This window comes from Pseudonocardia sediminis (assembly GCF_004217185.1).
Lineage (GTDB): Bacteria > Actinomycetota > Actinomycetes > Mycobacteriales > Pseudonocardiaceae > Pseudonocardia > Pseudonocardia sediminis.
Genome location: NZ_SHKL01000001.1, coordinates 5,649,029 through 5,661,840, shown reverse-complemented (window position 1 = coordinate 5,661,840; position 12,812 = coordinate 5,649,029). Strand labels below are relative to the sequence as shown.

Sequence of the window (12,812 nt, the reverse complement as noted above, 5' to 3'; positions counted from 1 at the left end):
GGTGCCTACACGGGCCAGGTCTCGCGGCGGAAGGCGCCGTCCCAGAACATCCACTCGTAGCGCGACGTCGTCGTGAAGTGCTCGCGCATCAGGCCCAGCTCGCGCTCCGAGGCCAGGGCGCCGATCCGATCGGTCGCGTCCAGCACGGCGTCGACGACGGCGCCGAACTCCTCGCCGCCGTACATCGCGATCCAACGCTGGTAGAGCGGGTCCGGCGAGCCGGCCGCGAGCAGGTGCTCCCCGACCCGGCCGTAGATCCAGTAGCAGGGCAGCACGGCGGCGACGGCCTCGGCGTAGGACCCGCCGTACGCGGTCGCCAGCAGGTAGCTGACGTAGGCGCGGGTCGCCGGGGCGACCGGCAGCGCGGCCGCCTGCTCCGAGGTCAGGCCCAGCCCGCCCAGCAGGTCGTCGTGCAGCTCCTGCTCGGCCGAGATCGCGCCGGCGGCGTGCTCGGCGAACATGGCCAGCTCGTTCTCGCCGGGGGCCTTCGCGGCGCAGATCGCCAGCGCCCGGGCATAGCCGCGCAGGTAGTGCGCGTCCTGCACGATGTAGTGCCGGAACGTCTCGTGCGGCAGCGAGCCGTCGGTCAGCCCGGTGACGAACGGGTGATCCAGAACCGACCGGTAGATGTCGGAGACGTCGGACCACAGCAGGTCACGGGTACGGGTACCGGTGTCGATCGACATGTCCTCCACCGTAACGGTCGGTGACCTGAGAGCCTGCCCACTTCCACACCTTCGACGGCATCACATCACGGGTTCGTGAGTCACCATGTCCTCAGCGATGCGACTCAGTGCGGAGCGCACCGAGCAAGGTCTGTACCCGACATCGCGGAGGTGGTGGGGATGACTCCCGCACCGATGGACCATCACGAGAAGATGCGGATCCGCGCGGCGGCGTTCCGCGCGACGCGTCTCTACCCCGGGCCGGTCGGCGAGCTCGTCTCGCGCGAACTGCTCTCCTGGGAGGACTTCGGCTACCGCCTGGGCGGGAACCGGCTGGTCATGGAGCTGGTCGACCACGTCCTGAAGAACCCGGACCAGCGGTCGCCGGAAGCGGCGGCCTGACGGTCCACGGTCACCCCGCGGCGGCGGCGCGCACGTCCTGGCCGAGTACGCCTAGCGCAGCGTCGTGGTGGCGACCTGTGCCGCGGGGCCGGTGGGCACGGAGCCGTCGAACACCCCGGCGAACGCGGCGGACATCACCAGCAGTGCGGCCAGCGTGGTCACGCTGCCGGCACGGCCGGCGATGAGCAGTGCCCGGTCGGTCCGCGACAACCGGGCGACGACGGCCCGGTGCCGGCCGGACTCGACCGGCTGCCCGGCCCGTGCGACGTCCGACGGGACGCGCGGCGACGGGATCCGGATGCCCGGCCCGGCCTCGGCACGGGCGGACCGGTCCGACGGCGGGCGGGGCGCCGGAATGTCGAGCGTCCGGGCGGCCGGAGTGGTGGAGCGGGGAACGGCGACGGTCTGGGGCAGCGCGGACACGGGAATCACCATGGTCTCGTCAGGTCGGACTCGGGGAGACGGCCCATCCGGCTGGGCCGGACGGACGCGGTCGGGATCCGGTGCGCTGCCGGTTCCGTTATGACCCGAGTGTCGTACCCCATTGCTCCATCGTTAACGGTGATCGGCGCGTTCGCTCTCTCGGTGCGCCTGAATCACTCGTCGGGATGACATCAATCCGATGACGGTGACCGACCGTCAGCTCCCGTTCACCCGGCTGCGAGCTCCTGGCGCAGCTCCCGCTTGAGGACCTTGCCCGCCGCGGACACCGGGATCTGCTCCACCAGGCGCACCTCGCGGACGCGCTTGTAGTGCACCACCTGATCGTTCACGGCCTCGATCGCCGCCTCGGCGCCCGCCTGGTCGAGCCCGGGGGCGACGAGGAACGCCACCGGCACCTCGCCGGCCGTCGCGTCCGGTCGGCCGACGACCGCCGCACCGACCACACCGGCCTGGCCGAGCAGCAGTTCCTCCAGCTCGCGCGGGTACACGTTGTAGCCCTTGTAGAGCAGCATGTCCTTCTGCCGGTCGACGATCCGCAGGAAGCCGTCGTCGTCGAGGACGCCGACGTCGCCGGTGCGCAACCAGCCGTCGACGAGCGTGGCGGCGTTCTCCTCCGGGCGGTCGAGGTAGCCGTCCATCACCTGCGGTCCGCGGATGTGCACCTCGCCCTCGGTCCCGGCGCCGACCTCGTTGCCGTACTCGTCGACGACCCGGATCTCGGTGTCGGCGATCGGCCGCCCGACGGTGCCGGTGCGGCGTTCCGCGGAGCGACCGGCCGGGCCGAGCGTCGCGGCCATCGTGACCTCGGTCAGCCCGTAGCCCTCGCTGATCACGATGTCGTCGCCGAGCCAGGCCTGCAGGCCCGCGATCACCTCGCCGGGCAGCGGCGCGGCCCCGGAGGTCAGCGAGCGCACCGTGCTCAGGTCGCCCGCGGACTCCCGCCGGGCGAGCAGCGCGCCGAACACCGGCGGTGCGCCGCTCATCGACGTGACGCCGAAGCGGACCGCGTCGGCCAGGTAGGCGTCCGGGTCGAACCGCCCGTGCACCACGGTCCGGCCGCCGGTCAGCAGCGGCACGTTGAGCCCGCCGATCGCGCCCATCGCGTGGAACCACGGGGCGATCCCGATCGCGCAGCCCTCGCCGAGCCGGGTCGGGAACTCCGACTCCGGGCCCTGGTCGACGAGCACGACTCCGCGCCCGTGCGGCCCGTCGACGACGGCGGGGATCGCGCCGGTGCCCCAGCAGCTCGACTGCAGGGTGTTCACCAGGACGTTGCGATGTGTGATCCGTACGCCCTTGGACCGCCCGGTCGTCCCGCCGGTGTAGGCCAGGTGCGCCAGGTCGTGCGCCGGGTCGATCTCGACCTCGGGCGCGGTGGTCGCGGCGTCGGCGTGAAACCGCTCGAAGTCGGTGACGCCGTCGCCGGCCGTGTAGCGGTGCGCCGGGTCGACGATCTGTTCCGGGCCGGTGACCAGCACCGTCCGCAGCGACGTCCGCTCCCGCACCGCGGTCACCGCACGCAGCGCGGGCTCCCAGGTCAGCACGGCCACCGCGCCCGAGTCGGCGAGCTGGGCGCCCAGCTCGGCCGGGGGCAGCAGCGGGTTCGCCGGGGTGACGACGGCGCCGGCGAGCAGCGTCCCGAAGTAGCCGATCGCGTACTGCGGGCAGTTCGGCAGGTGCAGCGCGACGACGTCGCCGTGACCCACGCCGGAGGACCGCAGCGCGTTGGCGAAGGCGGCGGCGCGGGCGAACAGCCCGGCGAAGCCGATCTCGCGGCCCTGCTGGTGCAGCATCGTCTGGTCACCCCACCGGTTCGCGGCACCGCGCACGAGCGCGGTCGCGGGCAGGTCGGGGTAGTCGATCGACGGTGCGGGTGAGACCGAGACGGTCACGAGGAACCTCCGGGGGAGACGGAGACGGGCAGGTACTTGATGCCGTTGATGAACATCGACCGCAGCCGGCGCGGTTCACCGGTGACGGCGATGTCCGGGGCGCGGCGCAGCAGCTCGGTGAACATCACCGAGATCTCCCGGCGGGCCAGGTGCGCGCCGAGGCAGAAGTGGGGTCCGGGCCCGCCGAAGCCGACGTGCGGGTTCGGCGAACGGCGGACGTCGAAGGCGTCCGGGTCGGTGAAGTGCTCCGGGTCCCGGTTCGCGGCCCAGTAGAACAGCGCCACCTTGGCGTCGGCCGGGAGCTCGGTGCCGCCGAGGACGGACGGCTGCGCCAGCGTGCGTCGCATGTAGATCACCGGCGAGGACCAGCGGACGATCTCCTCGACCGCGGTCGGGGTGACCCCGGCCGGGTCGGCGAGCCACGCGGCGCGCTGCTCCGGGTGCTCGGTGAGCAGCTGCAGGCCCCAGCTGATCGCGTTGCGGGTGGTCTCGTTGCCGGCCACGACGAGCAGGATGAAGAAGCTGCCCAGCTCGTCGGGGGTGAGGCGCTCGCCGTCGATCTCGGCGTTGACCAGCGCGGAGGTGACGTCGTCGGTGGGGTCGGCCAGGCGTCGCTCGCCGAGGTCGCGCATCAGGGCGGCGAGCTCGGCACCGGCGCCGAGCAGCGCGGCGACGATGTTGCCGGCGTCGGGTACGTACTCCGGGTCGGCGGCACCGAGGATGACGTTGGTCTTCTCGTAGACGAGCCGGTACTGGCTCTCCGGCACGCCCATCATGTCGCAGATGATCTTCAGTGGGAGCCGCGCCGAGATCTGCTCGACGGCGTCGCACTCCCCGGCCTCGAGCAGGTCGTCGACGATCACCGCCGCCGTGCGCTCGACCTCCTCGGACAGTGCGGCGAGCCGGCGCGGGGTGAACCCACGGGAGACGATCCGGCGCAGGCGGGCGTGCCGCGGGTCGTCGGCGTTGATCATCGAGCCGAAGAACTCGTTGAACTCGGCGGGGGTGTCGGCCACCGACGTCGCGCCCGGACCGGAGCGGAACACCCCGGGCACACGGCTGGCCTCGACGACGTCGTCGAGCCGGGTGAGCGCGTAGTAGCCCGGCCCGGGGTCGACGAACGCCGACTCCGGCTGCTCGAAGAACGGGATGCCCGGCTGCGCGCGCAGGCGCGCGAACCCGGCGGCGCGCTCGGCGATCGGGGCGTTCCAGAAGCCGTCGATGTCCGAGAGATCGGCCGCGTGCTGAGTCGGCATCGTCGCCGTCCTTCCCCGCCGTGGTGTGCGGACCTCCCCACACTATGCAGAGATCAACGACGGGGCATCGGACGCGAGGGTCGGTGATGGTCCGTGCGGGTCAGCCGCCGGCGCCGTTCCCGCCCGGCGCCGCGGCCGGCCGCACACTCGCAGCGGGTGCGCCGGCGTTCTCCGCCGGCGTGTCCACCCGCAGGCCGGACCGGGCCGTCAGCGCGGCGACGGCGTCCGCGAGCGGCCGCGCCCCAAGGTCCGCGGCCGCCCCGGCGGCGAGCCGGAGGTCGTCGGCGGCGTCGCGGCGCAGGCGCGCGGCGCCGGCCGGGTCCGCGGTCGCGGCCGGCAGCAACGCGGCCTCGGCCCGGCGGAACCGGGCGTGGGCCTGCCGGTAGCCGTCGCCGTAGCTGAAGGCCTCGACGACCGCCGTCCACGCGTCCGGGTCCGGCGTACGGCGCACCCGGGTCAGCTCCGCCTCCGCCCGCCGCAGCCAGGCCCGCCCCTCCGGGCCGACCTCGGTCCCGCGGGTGAGGCCGAGGCGGGCGACGTCCCGGGCGGAGCGGACGAGGACCTCCGCCTCCCGTCGCGCGGTCACCTCGTCCGCTGTCGAGGCCGCGATCGCGTCGGCGCACGCCGCGACCCCGAGCGCGCTGAGCACGAGCTCGCCCATGTGGTGGGGGACCTCACGCCGCAGGCCCCGCAACGCCTCCTCAACCCGCCGCGCCGCGACGTCCGGTTCCCCGCGCCAGAGCGCCGACTCGGCCCCGGCCTGCCCGAGCAGCAGCGGACCCGCGGACCGTCGTGGGCGTCGGCGAGCTGCACGGCCCGCTCGGCGACCAGGCGGGACTTGCCCACCCCGGCGTCACCGGAGAGCAGCACCGTCGACGCCCGGCCGTCGCGCGCCCGGCCCAGCGCAGCGCTCAGCGTGGCCCGCTCGGACACCCGCCCGACCAGGCCGACACCCGACCCCGGTCTCGGCACGGCGACATCGTGGCACGGGCCACCGACGGTTCCGGACCCGTTTCCCGGCCCGTCCACGAGCCCGCCCGGCGGTGCCACGGGCCCGGTACCCAGGCGCAGAGGTCGTGGCCGTCCGCCGTGACGCGGGTGCCCGACGGCCCGGCGTCGGCGGTGCTGCTCTCCCCGGCCCGGCGGGGGTCGGCGCGTGCGGCGGGCGCGGGCGAGCAGACGGCCCAGCCGGAACCGCTCCGCCTCACCGGTGTAGCGCCGGCGCCGCTCCTCGGCCAGGGCCATCAGGGAGTCCATCGGGATCTCGTTCGTCAGCATGGACCCGGCGTCGGGCTGAGGGGCCCGCCCCGGCATCGGACGATCACGTCGTCCCGGGCGGGTCCCGGACGCGTCGCGCCCGGTCCCGCCGGGTAAGGCCCTCAGGGCCGATGGTCGTTCCGCGGGCTTCTCTCAGTCCTGAGGCGGAGGGATCAACCCCCGCCGGTAGGCCGGGACGAGGTTCTGCGGGACCAGGTGCCGCCGACCCTCCAGCGTGATCGGCACCAGCTTCGGCGCGTCCGCCTTCCACTGCGACCGCCGGTGGCGGGTGTTCGACCGCGACATCCGCCGCTTCGGGACTGCCATCTAGAGCTCTCCTTCTCGATCGGTCCACCCGGGCCGCTGCTCGCCGCCCTCGGTGGGACGGGTGACGGTGGGGGACGGGTCCTCGCACGGTTCGTCGTGCGCCCATCCGAACGGGTCCGGGAGGTCGGCCCAGGCCTGCTCACCCGCGGCGATCTCGACGTCGGTCAGCAGGGCCGAGCGCAGTGCGGCGTCGATCTCGTCGGGGTCCGCACCGTGGCAGAGCACGACGAGGTCCTGGGCGCGGTCGCCCCAACGCGGGTGCCAGGCCAGCGCGGCCAGTGCGCGGCGCTGCTCGTCGACGTCGTCCCAGACCGAGGGCTCCTGCCCGGCCAGCCACTCGTCGGCGTGCCCGACCCGCAGCCCGCCGCCGGCGCTCTCCACCCACAGCACGGCGTCCGGCCGGGTGGCCAGCCAGATCCGGCCGCGGCTGCGCACGACCCCCTCCAGCAGGTGGTCGATCGCGTCGTGCAACCGGTCCGGGTGGAACGGTCGCCGCGCGGAGAACACCAGCGTGCGGACGCCGGCGTCGGCGTCCAGCGGGGGAGCGCCGCGCAGCAGCGGGTCGTGCACCCCGCTCGGGATTCCCCGCCGGGCGCCGTCGGGCAGGTCGCCGCAGAACACGCGGTCGTCGACATCGGTCAGGCGCAGCCGCGGGGCGAGCGGTGTCAGGCGGTCCAGGACGGCGGAGGTCCGGGCGAGCTCCCACACGTCGGTGTCGCTGGACGGGGGGCCGGGCGGCGGGACGGTGACGATCAGGTCGGCGAACTCCGCCTGCCCGACCGCGACCTGGGCGACGGTGCGCTCGTCGTCGGGCAGCGTGCTCAGCCCGCGTTCGGGCAGCGTGTCGTCGCCGGTGGCGTCGTCGAGCCACCGTGTCGGGTCCAGGACGGTGACGACGCCGCGCAGGTCCACCAGGTCGGTGACGGCCGGCCGGTGCGGCTCGCCGTCCGGGCCGAGCAGGACCGAGTTCAACGCCCAGCACACCGGCTCCGGCTCCAGCCCGGGGTCCAGGTGCAGCACGATCCGCCGGACCGTCCCGGCGAGTGCGGCGATCGTGGGCAGGACGTCCTCGCGCACCGTGCAGCTGACACAGCCGTGTGCCAGCTCCAGGACCGTGTGCTCGTCCTGGCCGGCGTCGCGCAGGCGCCGGTGCACCCGGCCCCGTCGCAGGTCACGCATGTCGTGGTGCAGCACGACCACCGACGGGTCGCGCTCCCGGATGCGCCGGATCGTCGCCTCGACGCCCTCCCGGGCCATCCCGCCCAGGACGACGAGCTCGGTGCGTCCTGCGTCGCGGGGGTGGTCGTGGGACCGGTCGTCGGGCCGGTCGGAGGAGCCCGGTCGCGGGCTCTGGTCGGTCATCGCTGCCTCCGGCGGGGAGTGGTGGGTACCGGTGTAGGCTAAACGAAAATGAATGTCGTGTTGAGAGGAGGGGCCACGTGGCACGCACCACCGACGTCCGCCCGATCGTGAAGATGCGGTCGACGGCGGGTACCGGGACCACCTACGTGACCCGCAAGAACCGGCGCAACGACCCGGACCGCCTGGTCCTGCGCAAGTACGACCCGAAGATCCGGCAGCACGTCGACTTCCGGGAGGAGAGGTAGGAATGCCGCCCAACCGCAAGGCCGAGCGCACCCCCCGGCGCAAGGCCAACCCGCTGCACACCCGCGGGATCACCGAGGTGGACTGGAAGGACACCGCGCTGCTGCGCACGTTCATCTCCGACCGCGGCAAGATCCGCGCCCGCCGCGTGACCGGGCTGACCGGCCAGCAGCAGCGCCGGGTCGCGGTCGCGATCCGCAACGCCCGCGAGATGGCGCTGCTCCCGTACCCGCACTCCGGACGGGGGTGAGCCGATGTCACGCCGTTGTCAGCTGACCGGGCGGGAGCCCGGGTTCGGCAAGAACGTGTCCCACTCACACCGCCGCACGTCGCGCCGGTTCGACCCGAACGTCCAGCAGAAGCGCTTCTGGCTGGCCGAGGAGAACCGGTGGGTGCGGCTGCGCCTGTCGACTAAGGGGATCAGGACCGTGGACCGGATCGGTGTCACGGCCGCCGTGGCCCGGATCCGGGCGGCCGGAGGGAAGGTCTGATGGCGACCAAGGCCAAGATCGCGGCCAACGAGCGGCGCAAGGTCGTCGCGGCCCGCTACGCCCAGCGCCGGGCCGAGCTCAAGGCGGTGCTCGCCCGACCGTCGAGCACCGACGACGAGCGCGCCGCCGCGGCCGCCGAGCTGCGACGGCAGCCGCGCGACGCCAGCCGCACCCGGATCCGCAACCGGGACTCCACCGACGGCCGCCCGCGCGGGCACCTGCGCAAGTTCGGCGTCTCGCGGGTCCGGCTGCGCGAGCTCGCGCACGCCGGCATGCTGCCCGGGGTCACGAAGTCGTCCTGGTGATCGCTCCGGGCCCGCGTCGGGCAAGGCCACGGCGCGGGCCCTGACCAGGGCGGACACCGTAACCGGAACCCCTTATCGGGACCGCGGAACCGGTGTGTAGAGTTATTCAGGTCCGCTTGGGAGATCGAGTGCAGCTCCCGGGTGCGACTCTGCCGCCCCCTTAGCTCAGTCGGCAGAGCGTCTCCATGGTAAGGAGAAGGTCTACGGTTCGATTCCGTAAGGGGGCTCTGCCGAAGCGTCGTCCGAAGTCGATCGTGACGCACTTCGCATGGCGGTGTAGCTCAGGTGGTAGAGCAAACGGCTCATAATCGTTGTGTCGCCGGTTCAAGTCCGGCCACCGCTACCACACCGACGAAGTCACGAAGTACCTGCTGGGAGGCACCCGCGATGGCCAAGGCCACAGACGTTCGGCCGAAGATCACTCTGGCCTGCGAGGAGTGCAAGCACCGGAACTACATCACCAAGAAGAACCGGCGCAACGACCCCGACCGCCTCGAGGTCAAGAAGTTCTGCTCGAACTGTGGGACGCACCGCGCCCACCGCGAGACCCGCTGACGCCGCTCTCGTAGCGAAAGCCGGTACCGCACGTGCCCGACGCGTCCTGGGTCGGCCGGGCTCTCGAGCCCGCCAGCCCGTACCAGGTCGGCCGGGAGAAGATCCGTGAGTTCGCCGCCGCGATCGGTGACGACTCCGCGGTGTCGAACGACGTCGAGGCCGCCCGTGCCGCCGGGCACCGCGACCTCGTCGCCCCGCCGACGTTCACCGTCTGCTTCACGATGCCGGTGATCGAGGCGTTCCTGCGCGATCCCGCGTTCGACTGGGACTACACACGCATGGTCCACGGCGACCAGCGCATCGCGTTCACCCGGCCGATCGTGGCCGGCGACGAGCTGACCACGGTCGTGCACGTCGACGAGCTGCGTACCCGCGCCAGCAACCACATGCTGACGCTGCGCTGCGAGGTCGCCGACGCCGACGGCGAACCGGTGGCCACGACGCACGCCCTGCTGGTCACCCAGGCCGGGGAGGCTGCGGAATGAGCGCGTCCGGAGCCGCCGCAGGGGACGAGCTTCCCCCGCTGCAGGTGCATCTGACCCGGGCCGACCTGGTCCGCTACGCCGGTGCGTCCGGTGACCTCAACCCGATCCACTGGAGCGACCGCGTCGCGACCGGCGCGGGCCTGCCCGGCGTGATCGCGCACGGGATGCTGACGATGGCCCTGGCCGGGCGCCTGCTCACCTCCTGGACCGGCGACCCGTCGTCGGTGCGCAGCTACGGCACCCGCTTCACGCGCCCCGTCGTCGTCCCGGACGACGACACCGGCGCCCTGGTCGAGCTCTCCGGGAAGGTTTCCGACGTCCGCGACGACGACGGCGTGCGGATCGCGACCGTGGACCTCGCGGCGCGCTTCGACGGCAAGACGGTTCTCGGGCGCGCCCGGGCCGAGGTCGTCCTCCCCTCCTGAGCGGCCGTGCCCCCTGCCGGGGGGCGATCACCGTTCACCCCGCCGAACGTTCCCGACGGCCCGGCCGCCGCTCCCCGGCGCGTCCCGCTTGCCCGCCGGGGGCCCCGGGTCGATGCTCGCCCGCGGCACAACCCGTTACCGGAGAGGAGCACGGCGTGAAGTTCGGCAAGCTCGTGGACAAGGCCTGGGAAGACAAGACGGCCGCGGAGATCCTGCAGGCCCCGCCGTCGGCGCTCGAGGGGCTCACCGAGAAGCACGACGAGCAGCTCGCCGCGCTCGGCATCAAGACCGTCGGCGACCTCGCGTCGTGGAAGTACGCCAAGCGTGCCTCCGCACTCGCCGACCTGGCCGACACCGACAAGTAGTGACGCGCGGGGCCCGGGTGCTCCCGGGCCCCGCGCACCGGTGTGCGGACCCGTGATCGGGGGCGCGTTGTCGGGCCCCCGACACCGGTGCCGTACACTCGACTGGCCGGGTGCACCGGTGGTTCTCGGTGCGCCCGTCCCGCGTCCGTCGTGATCGTTCTCGACGGTGTGGGACACGTAGGGGTGTAGCTCAATTGGCAGAGCAGCGGTCTCCAAAACCGCAGGTTGCAGGTTCAAGTCCTGTCACCCCTGCCACTACGCGGCAGACAGCTGGGACACCAGCGGCAACAGCACGACACGGTGAACACGGGCGAGACGACGTGAACCGAGGACGGGCGCCCCGCGTCCGCCCCGGGTGAGAGGACAACGTGAGCGACGAGCGCGATTCGGAGCGGTCGGGGCAGGAACGCCCGAGCACCGCCGCCGACCGTCGTGGGCGGCGGTCCGCAGCGTCGTCCGACGGTGCCTCCACCTCGGGCAAGGGCCGGGCCACCCCGGCCCGCGGCGCCACGGCGACCGCGGAGAAGGGGTCGATCGTCGCCCGTCTCGTGCGGTTCCTGCGCGAGGTCGTCGCCGAGCTGCGCAAGGTCATCTGGCCCACGCGTTCGCAGATGGTGACCTACACGATCGCCGTGCTGGTCTTCGTGTCGTTCATGGTGGCCCTGGTGTTCGCGCTGGACACACTGTTCGCGGAAGGCGTCGCGCTGCTGTTCGGCAACTAGCCGGCGGCACCGACCACAGCGATGCGGTGACGAGCACGACACCGACGAAGGAAGCGAGAAGTACGTGACCTCCCCAGACGGCGGCCCCGGGCTGACCGACACCGACCGTGAGGTCGACGTCGACACGACCGACCGCGACGTCGACGCCGCGAACGAGGCGGCGATCGACGCCGTCCCCGCGAGCAGCGACGACCTTCCCGAGCAGTCCGTCCAGGACGCCGACGTGGAGGCCGCGCACGGCGAGGACGCGGTGTCCGACGAGTACACCGACCCCGACGACGTCGAGACCCCGGGCGCGGCGGCGGAGACGCTGACCGACGAGTCCGACTCCGGCGAGGACTCGGGCGACGACGAATCCGGCGACGACGAATCCGACGACGACACCACCGAGGGTGCGGACGCCGAGGCCGTCGAGGCCGACGGCGAGGCCGAGCCCGAGGAGGAGGTCGACCCGGTCGAGGAGATGCGCACCGCACTGCGGCGCGCACCCGGCGACTGGTACGTCGTGCACTCCTACGCCGGATACGAGAACAAGGTGAAGTCCAACCTCGAGACCCGGGCCCAGACCCTGGACGTCGAGGACTTCATCTTCCAGGTCGAGGTGCCCACCGAGGAGGTCACCGAGATCAAGAACGGCCAGCGCAAGCGGGTGCAGCGCAAGGTGCTGCCCGGCTACATCCTGGTCCGGATGGAGCTCAACGACCAGTCCTGGGGCGCAGTGCGCAACACCCCCGGCGTCACCGGCTTCGTCGGTGCCACGTCGAAGCCGTCGCCGCTGACGCTCAACGAGGTCCTCAAGTTCCTGCTGCCGAAGGTCGAGGCGCCGAAGAAGGACGCCGAGACCGGTCGCAGCGGTGCGGCGGCGTCCTCCGGCGGCGGCACGACCACCGTCGAGGTCGACTTCGAGGTCGGCGAGTCGGTCACCGTCATGGACGGGCCGTTCGCGACCCTCCCGGCGACGATCAACGAGGTCAACCTCGACGCCCAGAAGCTCAAGGTGCTCGTCTCGATCTTCGGTCGCGAGACGCCCGTCGAGCTGGGGTTCAACCAGGTCTCCAAGATCTAGCCAGGAGAATCTGGGCAGTTCCCCTCCCCAGAAGTCACGGCCGTGGCAGGCAGGCTGCGGCGTGCACGTCTATCGATCACGAGGAAACACGAGATGCCACCCAAGAAGCGGAAGCTCTCCGCGATCATCAAGCTCCAGATCTCGGCCGGTGCGGCCACCCCCGCGCCGCCGGTCGGCCCCGCGCTCGGTCAGCACGGCGTCAACATCATGGAGTTCTGCAAGGCCTACAACGCGGCGACCGAGGCCCAGCGCGGCGACGTCGTCCCGGTCGAGATCTCGGTCTACGAGGACCGTTCGTTCTCGTTCGAGCTCAAGACCCCGCCGGCGGCGAAGCTGCTGCTCAAGGCGGCCGGCGTGCAGAAGGGCTCCGGCGAGCCGCACAAGACCAAGGTCGCCTCGGTGACCATGGCCCAGGTGCGCGAGATCGCCGAGTCGAAGATGCGCGACCTGAACGCGAACGACATCGACCAGGCCGCGAAGATCATCGCCGGGACCGCCCGGTCGATGGGCATCACGGTCGACGGCTGAGTCGTCACCACCAGCACCCAGT

The 12,812-nt window shown here is 72.6% G+C and carries 20 protein-coding genes and 3 tRNA genes; 15 read left to right on the top strand and 8 right to left on the bottom strand.

Annotated elements, in window-relative coordinates; genetic code table 11:
- Positions 1 to 5 precede the first annotated feature (5 nt).
- Positions 6 to 686 carry a thiaminase II gene (gene tenA / locus EV383_RS26535; RefSeq protein WP_130292448.1) on the bottom strand — a complete coding sequence of 227 codons (681 nt, stop codon included), beginning with the start codon at positions 684 to 686 and terminating at the stop codon, positions 6 to 8.
- Positions 687 to 845: 159 nt separating this feature from the next.
- Here tenA and EV383_RS26530 point away from each other — a divergent pair, with 159 nt between their 5' ends.
- A complete protein-coding gene (locus EV383_RS26530) occupies positions 846 to 1,067 on the top strand; it encodes a hypothetical protein (protein WP_242623326.1) in 222 nt (73 codons plus the stop codon).
- Positions 1,068 to 1,118: 51 nt separating this feature from the next.
- Here the strand turns inward: EV383_RS26530 and EV383_RS26525 are convergent, their stop codons facing one another.
- The 7 genes from EV383_RS26525 to mrf form a co-directional block, all read right to left on the bottom strand.
- Complete coding sequence (locus tag EV383_RS26525; protein ID WP_130292447.1) at positions 1,119 to 1,490, bottom strand: hypothetical protein; 372 nt, start codon at positions 1,488 to 1,490, stop codon at positions 1,119 to 1,121.
- A gap of 227 nt (positions 1,491 to 1,717) precedes the next feature.
- On the bottom strand, positions 1,718 to 3,403 hold the full coding sequence (locus EV383_RS26520; protein WP_130292446.1) for a class I adenylate-forming enzyme family protein: 1,686 nt from the start codon (positions 3,401 to 3,403) through the stop codon (positions 1,718 to 1,720).
- Positions 3,400 to 4,659, bottom strand: coding sequence for a cytochrome P450 (locus tag EV383_RS26515; protein WP_130292445.1), 1,260 nt, complete (start codon positions 4,657 to 4,659; stop codon positions 3,400 to 3,402). The genes EV383_RS26520 and EV383_RS26515 overlap by 4 nt, the downstream gene beginning before the upstream one ends.
- Before the next feature lie 100 nt (positions 4,660 to 4,759).
- Complete coding sequence (locus EV383_RS26510) at positions 4,760 to 5,320, bottom strand: hypothetical protein (protein WP_165438174.1); 561 nt, start codon at positions 5,318 to 5,320, stop codon at positions 4,760 to 4,762.
- Positions 5,242 to 5,904, bottom strand: coding sequence for an ATP-binding protein (locus tag EV383_RS26505; RefSeq protein WP_242623520.1), 663 nt, complete (start codon positions 5,902 to 5,904; stop codon positions 5,242 to 5,244). Before EV383_RS26505 ends, EV383_RS26510 begins: the two co-directional genes overlap by 79 nt.
- A 165-nt stretch (positions 5,905 to 6,069) precedes the next feature.
- A complete protein-coding gene (rpmF, locus tag EV383_RS26500) occupies positions 6,070 to 6,243 on the bottom strand; it encodes a 50S ribosomal protein L32 (protein ID WP_130292442.1) in 174 nt (57 codons plus the stop codon).
- A complete protein-coding gene (gene mrf / locus EV383_RS26495; RefSeq protein WP_242623325.1) occupies positions 6,244 to 7,605 on the bottom strand; it encodes a ribosome hibernation factor-recruiting GTPase MRF in 1,362 nt (453 codons plus the stop codon).
- Between the two features lie 77 nt (positions 7,606 to 7,682).
- Between mrf and rpmG (EV383_RS26490) the strand changes: the two genes are divergently transcribed.
- The 14 genes from rpmG (EV383_RS26490) to rplK all read left to right on the top strand — a co-directional run bounded on the left by rpmG (EV383_RS26490) (position 7,683) and on the right by rplK (position 12,790).
- Positions 7,683 to 7,850 carry a 50S ribosomal protein L33 gene (gene rpmG, locus EV383_RS26490; protein ID WP_130292441.1) on the top strand — a complete coding sequence of 56 codons (168 nt, stop codon included), beginning with the start codon at positions 7,683 to 7,685 and terminating at the stop codon, positions 7,848 to 7,850.
- 2 nt (positions 7,851 to 7,852) lie between these two features.
- Positions 7,853 to 8,098 carry a 30S ribosomal protein S18 gene (gene rpsR / locus EV383_RS26485; protein WP_130292440.1) on the top strand — a complete coding sequence of 82 codons (246 nt, stop codon included), beginning with the start codon at positions 7,853 to 7,855 and terminating at the stop codon, positions 8,096 to 8,098.
- Positions 8,099 to 8,102: 4 nt separating this feature from the next.
- A complete protein-coding gene (gene rpmB, locus EV383_RS26480) occupies positions 8,103 to 8,339 on the top strand; it encodes a 50S ribosomal protein L28 (RefSeq protein WP_130292439.1) in 237 nt (78 codons plus the stop codon).
- Complete coding sequence (gene rpsN, locus EV383_RS26475; protein WP_130292438.1) at positions 8,339 to 8,644, top strand: 30S ribosomal protein S14; 306 nt, start codon at positions 8,339 to 8,341, stop codon at positions 8,642 to 8,644. The genes rpmB and rpsN overlap by 1 nt, the downstream gene beginning before the upstream one ends.
- A gap of 154 nt (positions 8,645 to 8,798) precedes the next feature.
- Positions 8,799 to 8,871: transfer RNA gene (locus tag EV383_RS26470), tRNA-Thr, on the top strand.
- Between the two features lie 43 nt (positions 8,872 to 8,914).
- Positions 8,915 to 8,990, top strand: a tRNA-Met gene (locus EV383_RS26465).
- A 41-nt stretch (positions 8,991 to 9,031) separates the two neighbouring features.
- The gene (rpmG, locus tag EV383_RS26460) at positions 9,032 to 9,199 is read left to right on the top strand and encodes a 50S ribosomal protein L33 (RefSeq protein ID WP_130292437.1); all 168 of its coding nucleotides are present in this window, start codon (positions 9,032 to 9,034) and stop codon (positions 9,197 to 9,199) included.
- A 32-nt stretch (positions 9,200 to 9,231) separates the two neighbouring features.
- A complete protein-coding gene (locus EV383_RS26455; protein WP_130292436.1) occupies positions 9,232 to 9,684 on the top strand; it encodes an FAS1-like dehydratase domain-containing protein in 453 nt (150 codons plus the stop codon).
- Positions 9,681 to 10,109, top strand: coding sequence for a MaoC family dehydratase (locus EV383_RS26450; RefSeq protein ID WP_130292435.1), 429 nt, complete (start codon positions 9,681 to 9,683; stop codon positions 10,107 to 10,109). Before EV383_RS26455 ends, EV383_RS26450 begins: the two co-directional genes overlap by 4 nt.
- A gap of 155 nt (positions 10,110 to 10,264) precedes the next feature.
- The gene (locus EV383_RS26445; protein WP_130292434.1) at positions 10,265 to 10,474 is read left to right on the top strand and encodes a hypothetical protein; all 210 of its coding nucleotides are present in this window, start codon (positions 10,265 to 10,267) and stop codon (positions 10,472 to 10,474) included.
- A 179-nt stretch (positions 10,475 to 10,653) separates the two neighbouring features.
- A tRNA-Trp gene (locus tag EV383_RS26440) sits at positions 10,654 to 10,729 on the top strand.
- Positions 10,730 to 10,842: 113 nt separating this feature from the next.
- Entirely contained in the window at positions 10,843 to 11,196 is a 354-nt protein-coding gene (gene secE / locus EV383_RS26435) for a preprotein translocase subunit SecE (RefSeq protein ID WP_207223667.1), read from the top strand.
- Positions 11,197 to 11,419: 223 nt separating this feature from the next.
- Positions 11,420 to 12,262 carry a transcription termination/antitermination protein NusG gene (gene nusG / locus EV383_RS26430; protein ID WP_130295060.1) on the top strand — a complete coding sequence of 281 codons (843 nt, stop codon included), beginning with the start codon at positions 11,420 to 11,422 and terminating at the stop codon, positions 12,260 to 12,262.
- A 93-nt stretch (positions 12,263 to 12,355) separates the two neighbouring features.
- Positions 12,356 to 12,790 (top strand): 50S ribosomal protein L11, encoded by a 435-nt coding sequence (gene rplK / locus EV383_RS26425; RefSeq protein ID WP_130292433.1) that lies wholly within the window; start codon positions 12,356 to 12,358, stop codon positions 12,788 to 12,790.
- The last annotated feature ends 22 nt before the right edge of the window (positions 12,791 to 12,812 follow it).

What these genes read in the sequence shown, in the direction of transcription:
- rpmB (WP_130292439.1), top strand. Translation starts at nt 8,103, where the DNA reads ATGTCACGCCGTTGTCAGCTGACCGGGCGGGAGCCCGGGTTCGGCAAG.
- EV383_RS26510 (WP_165438174.1), bottom strand. Translation starts at nt 5,320, where the DNA reads ATGGGCGAGCTCGTGCTCAGCGCGCTCGGGGTCGCGGCGTGCGCCGAC.
- rpmF (WP_130292442.1), bottom strand. Translation starts at nt 6,243, where the DNA reads ATGGCAGTCCCGAAGCGGCGGATGTCGCGGTCGAACACCCGCCACCGG.
- tenA (WP_130292448.1), bottom strand. Translation starts at nt 686, where the DNA reads ATGTCGATCGACACCGGTACCCGTACCCGTGACCTGCTGTGGTCCGAC.
- rpsR (WP_130292440.1), top strand. Translation starts at nt 7,853, where the DNA reads ATGCCGCCCAACCGCAAGGCCGAGCGCACCCCCCGGCGCAAGGCCAAC.
- EV383_RS26530 (WP_242623326.1), top strand. Translation starts at nt 846, where the DNA reads ATGACTCCCGCACCGATGGACCATCACGAGAAGATGCGGATCCGCGCG.
- rpsN (WP_130292438.1), top strand. Translation starts at nt 8,339, where the DNA reads ATGGCGACCAAGGCCAAGATCGCGGCCAACGAGCGGCGCAAGGTCGTC.
- EV383_RS26515 (WP_130292445.1), bottom strand. Translation starts at nt 4,659, where the DNA reads ATGCCGACTCAGCACGCGGCCGATCTCTCGGACATCGACGGCTTCTGG.
- EV383_RS26450 (WP_130292435.1), top strand. Translation starts at nt 9,681, where the DNA reads ATGAGCGCGTCCGGAGCCGCCGCAGGGGACGAGCTTCCCCCGCTGCAG.
- mrf (WP_242623325.1), bottom strand. Translation starts at nt 7,605, where the DNA reads ATGACCGACCAGAGCCCGCGACCGGGCTCCTCCGACCGGCCCGACGAC.
- rpmG (WP_130292437.1), top strand. Translation starts at nt 9,032, where the DNA reads ATGGCCAAGGCCACAGACGTTCGGCCGAAGATCACTCTGGCCTGCGAG.
- rplK (WP_130292433.1), top strand. Translation starts at nt 12,356, where the DNA reads ATGCCACCCAAGAAGCGGAAGCTCTCCGCGATCATCAAGCTCCAGATC.
- EV383_RS26505 (WP_242623520.1), bottom strand. Translation starts at nt 5,904, where the DNA reads ATGGCCCTGGCCGAGGAGCGGCGCCGGCGCTACACCGGTGAGGCGGAG.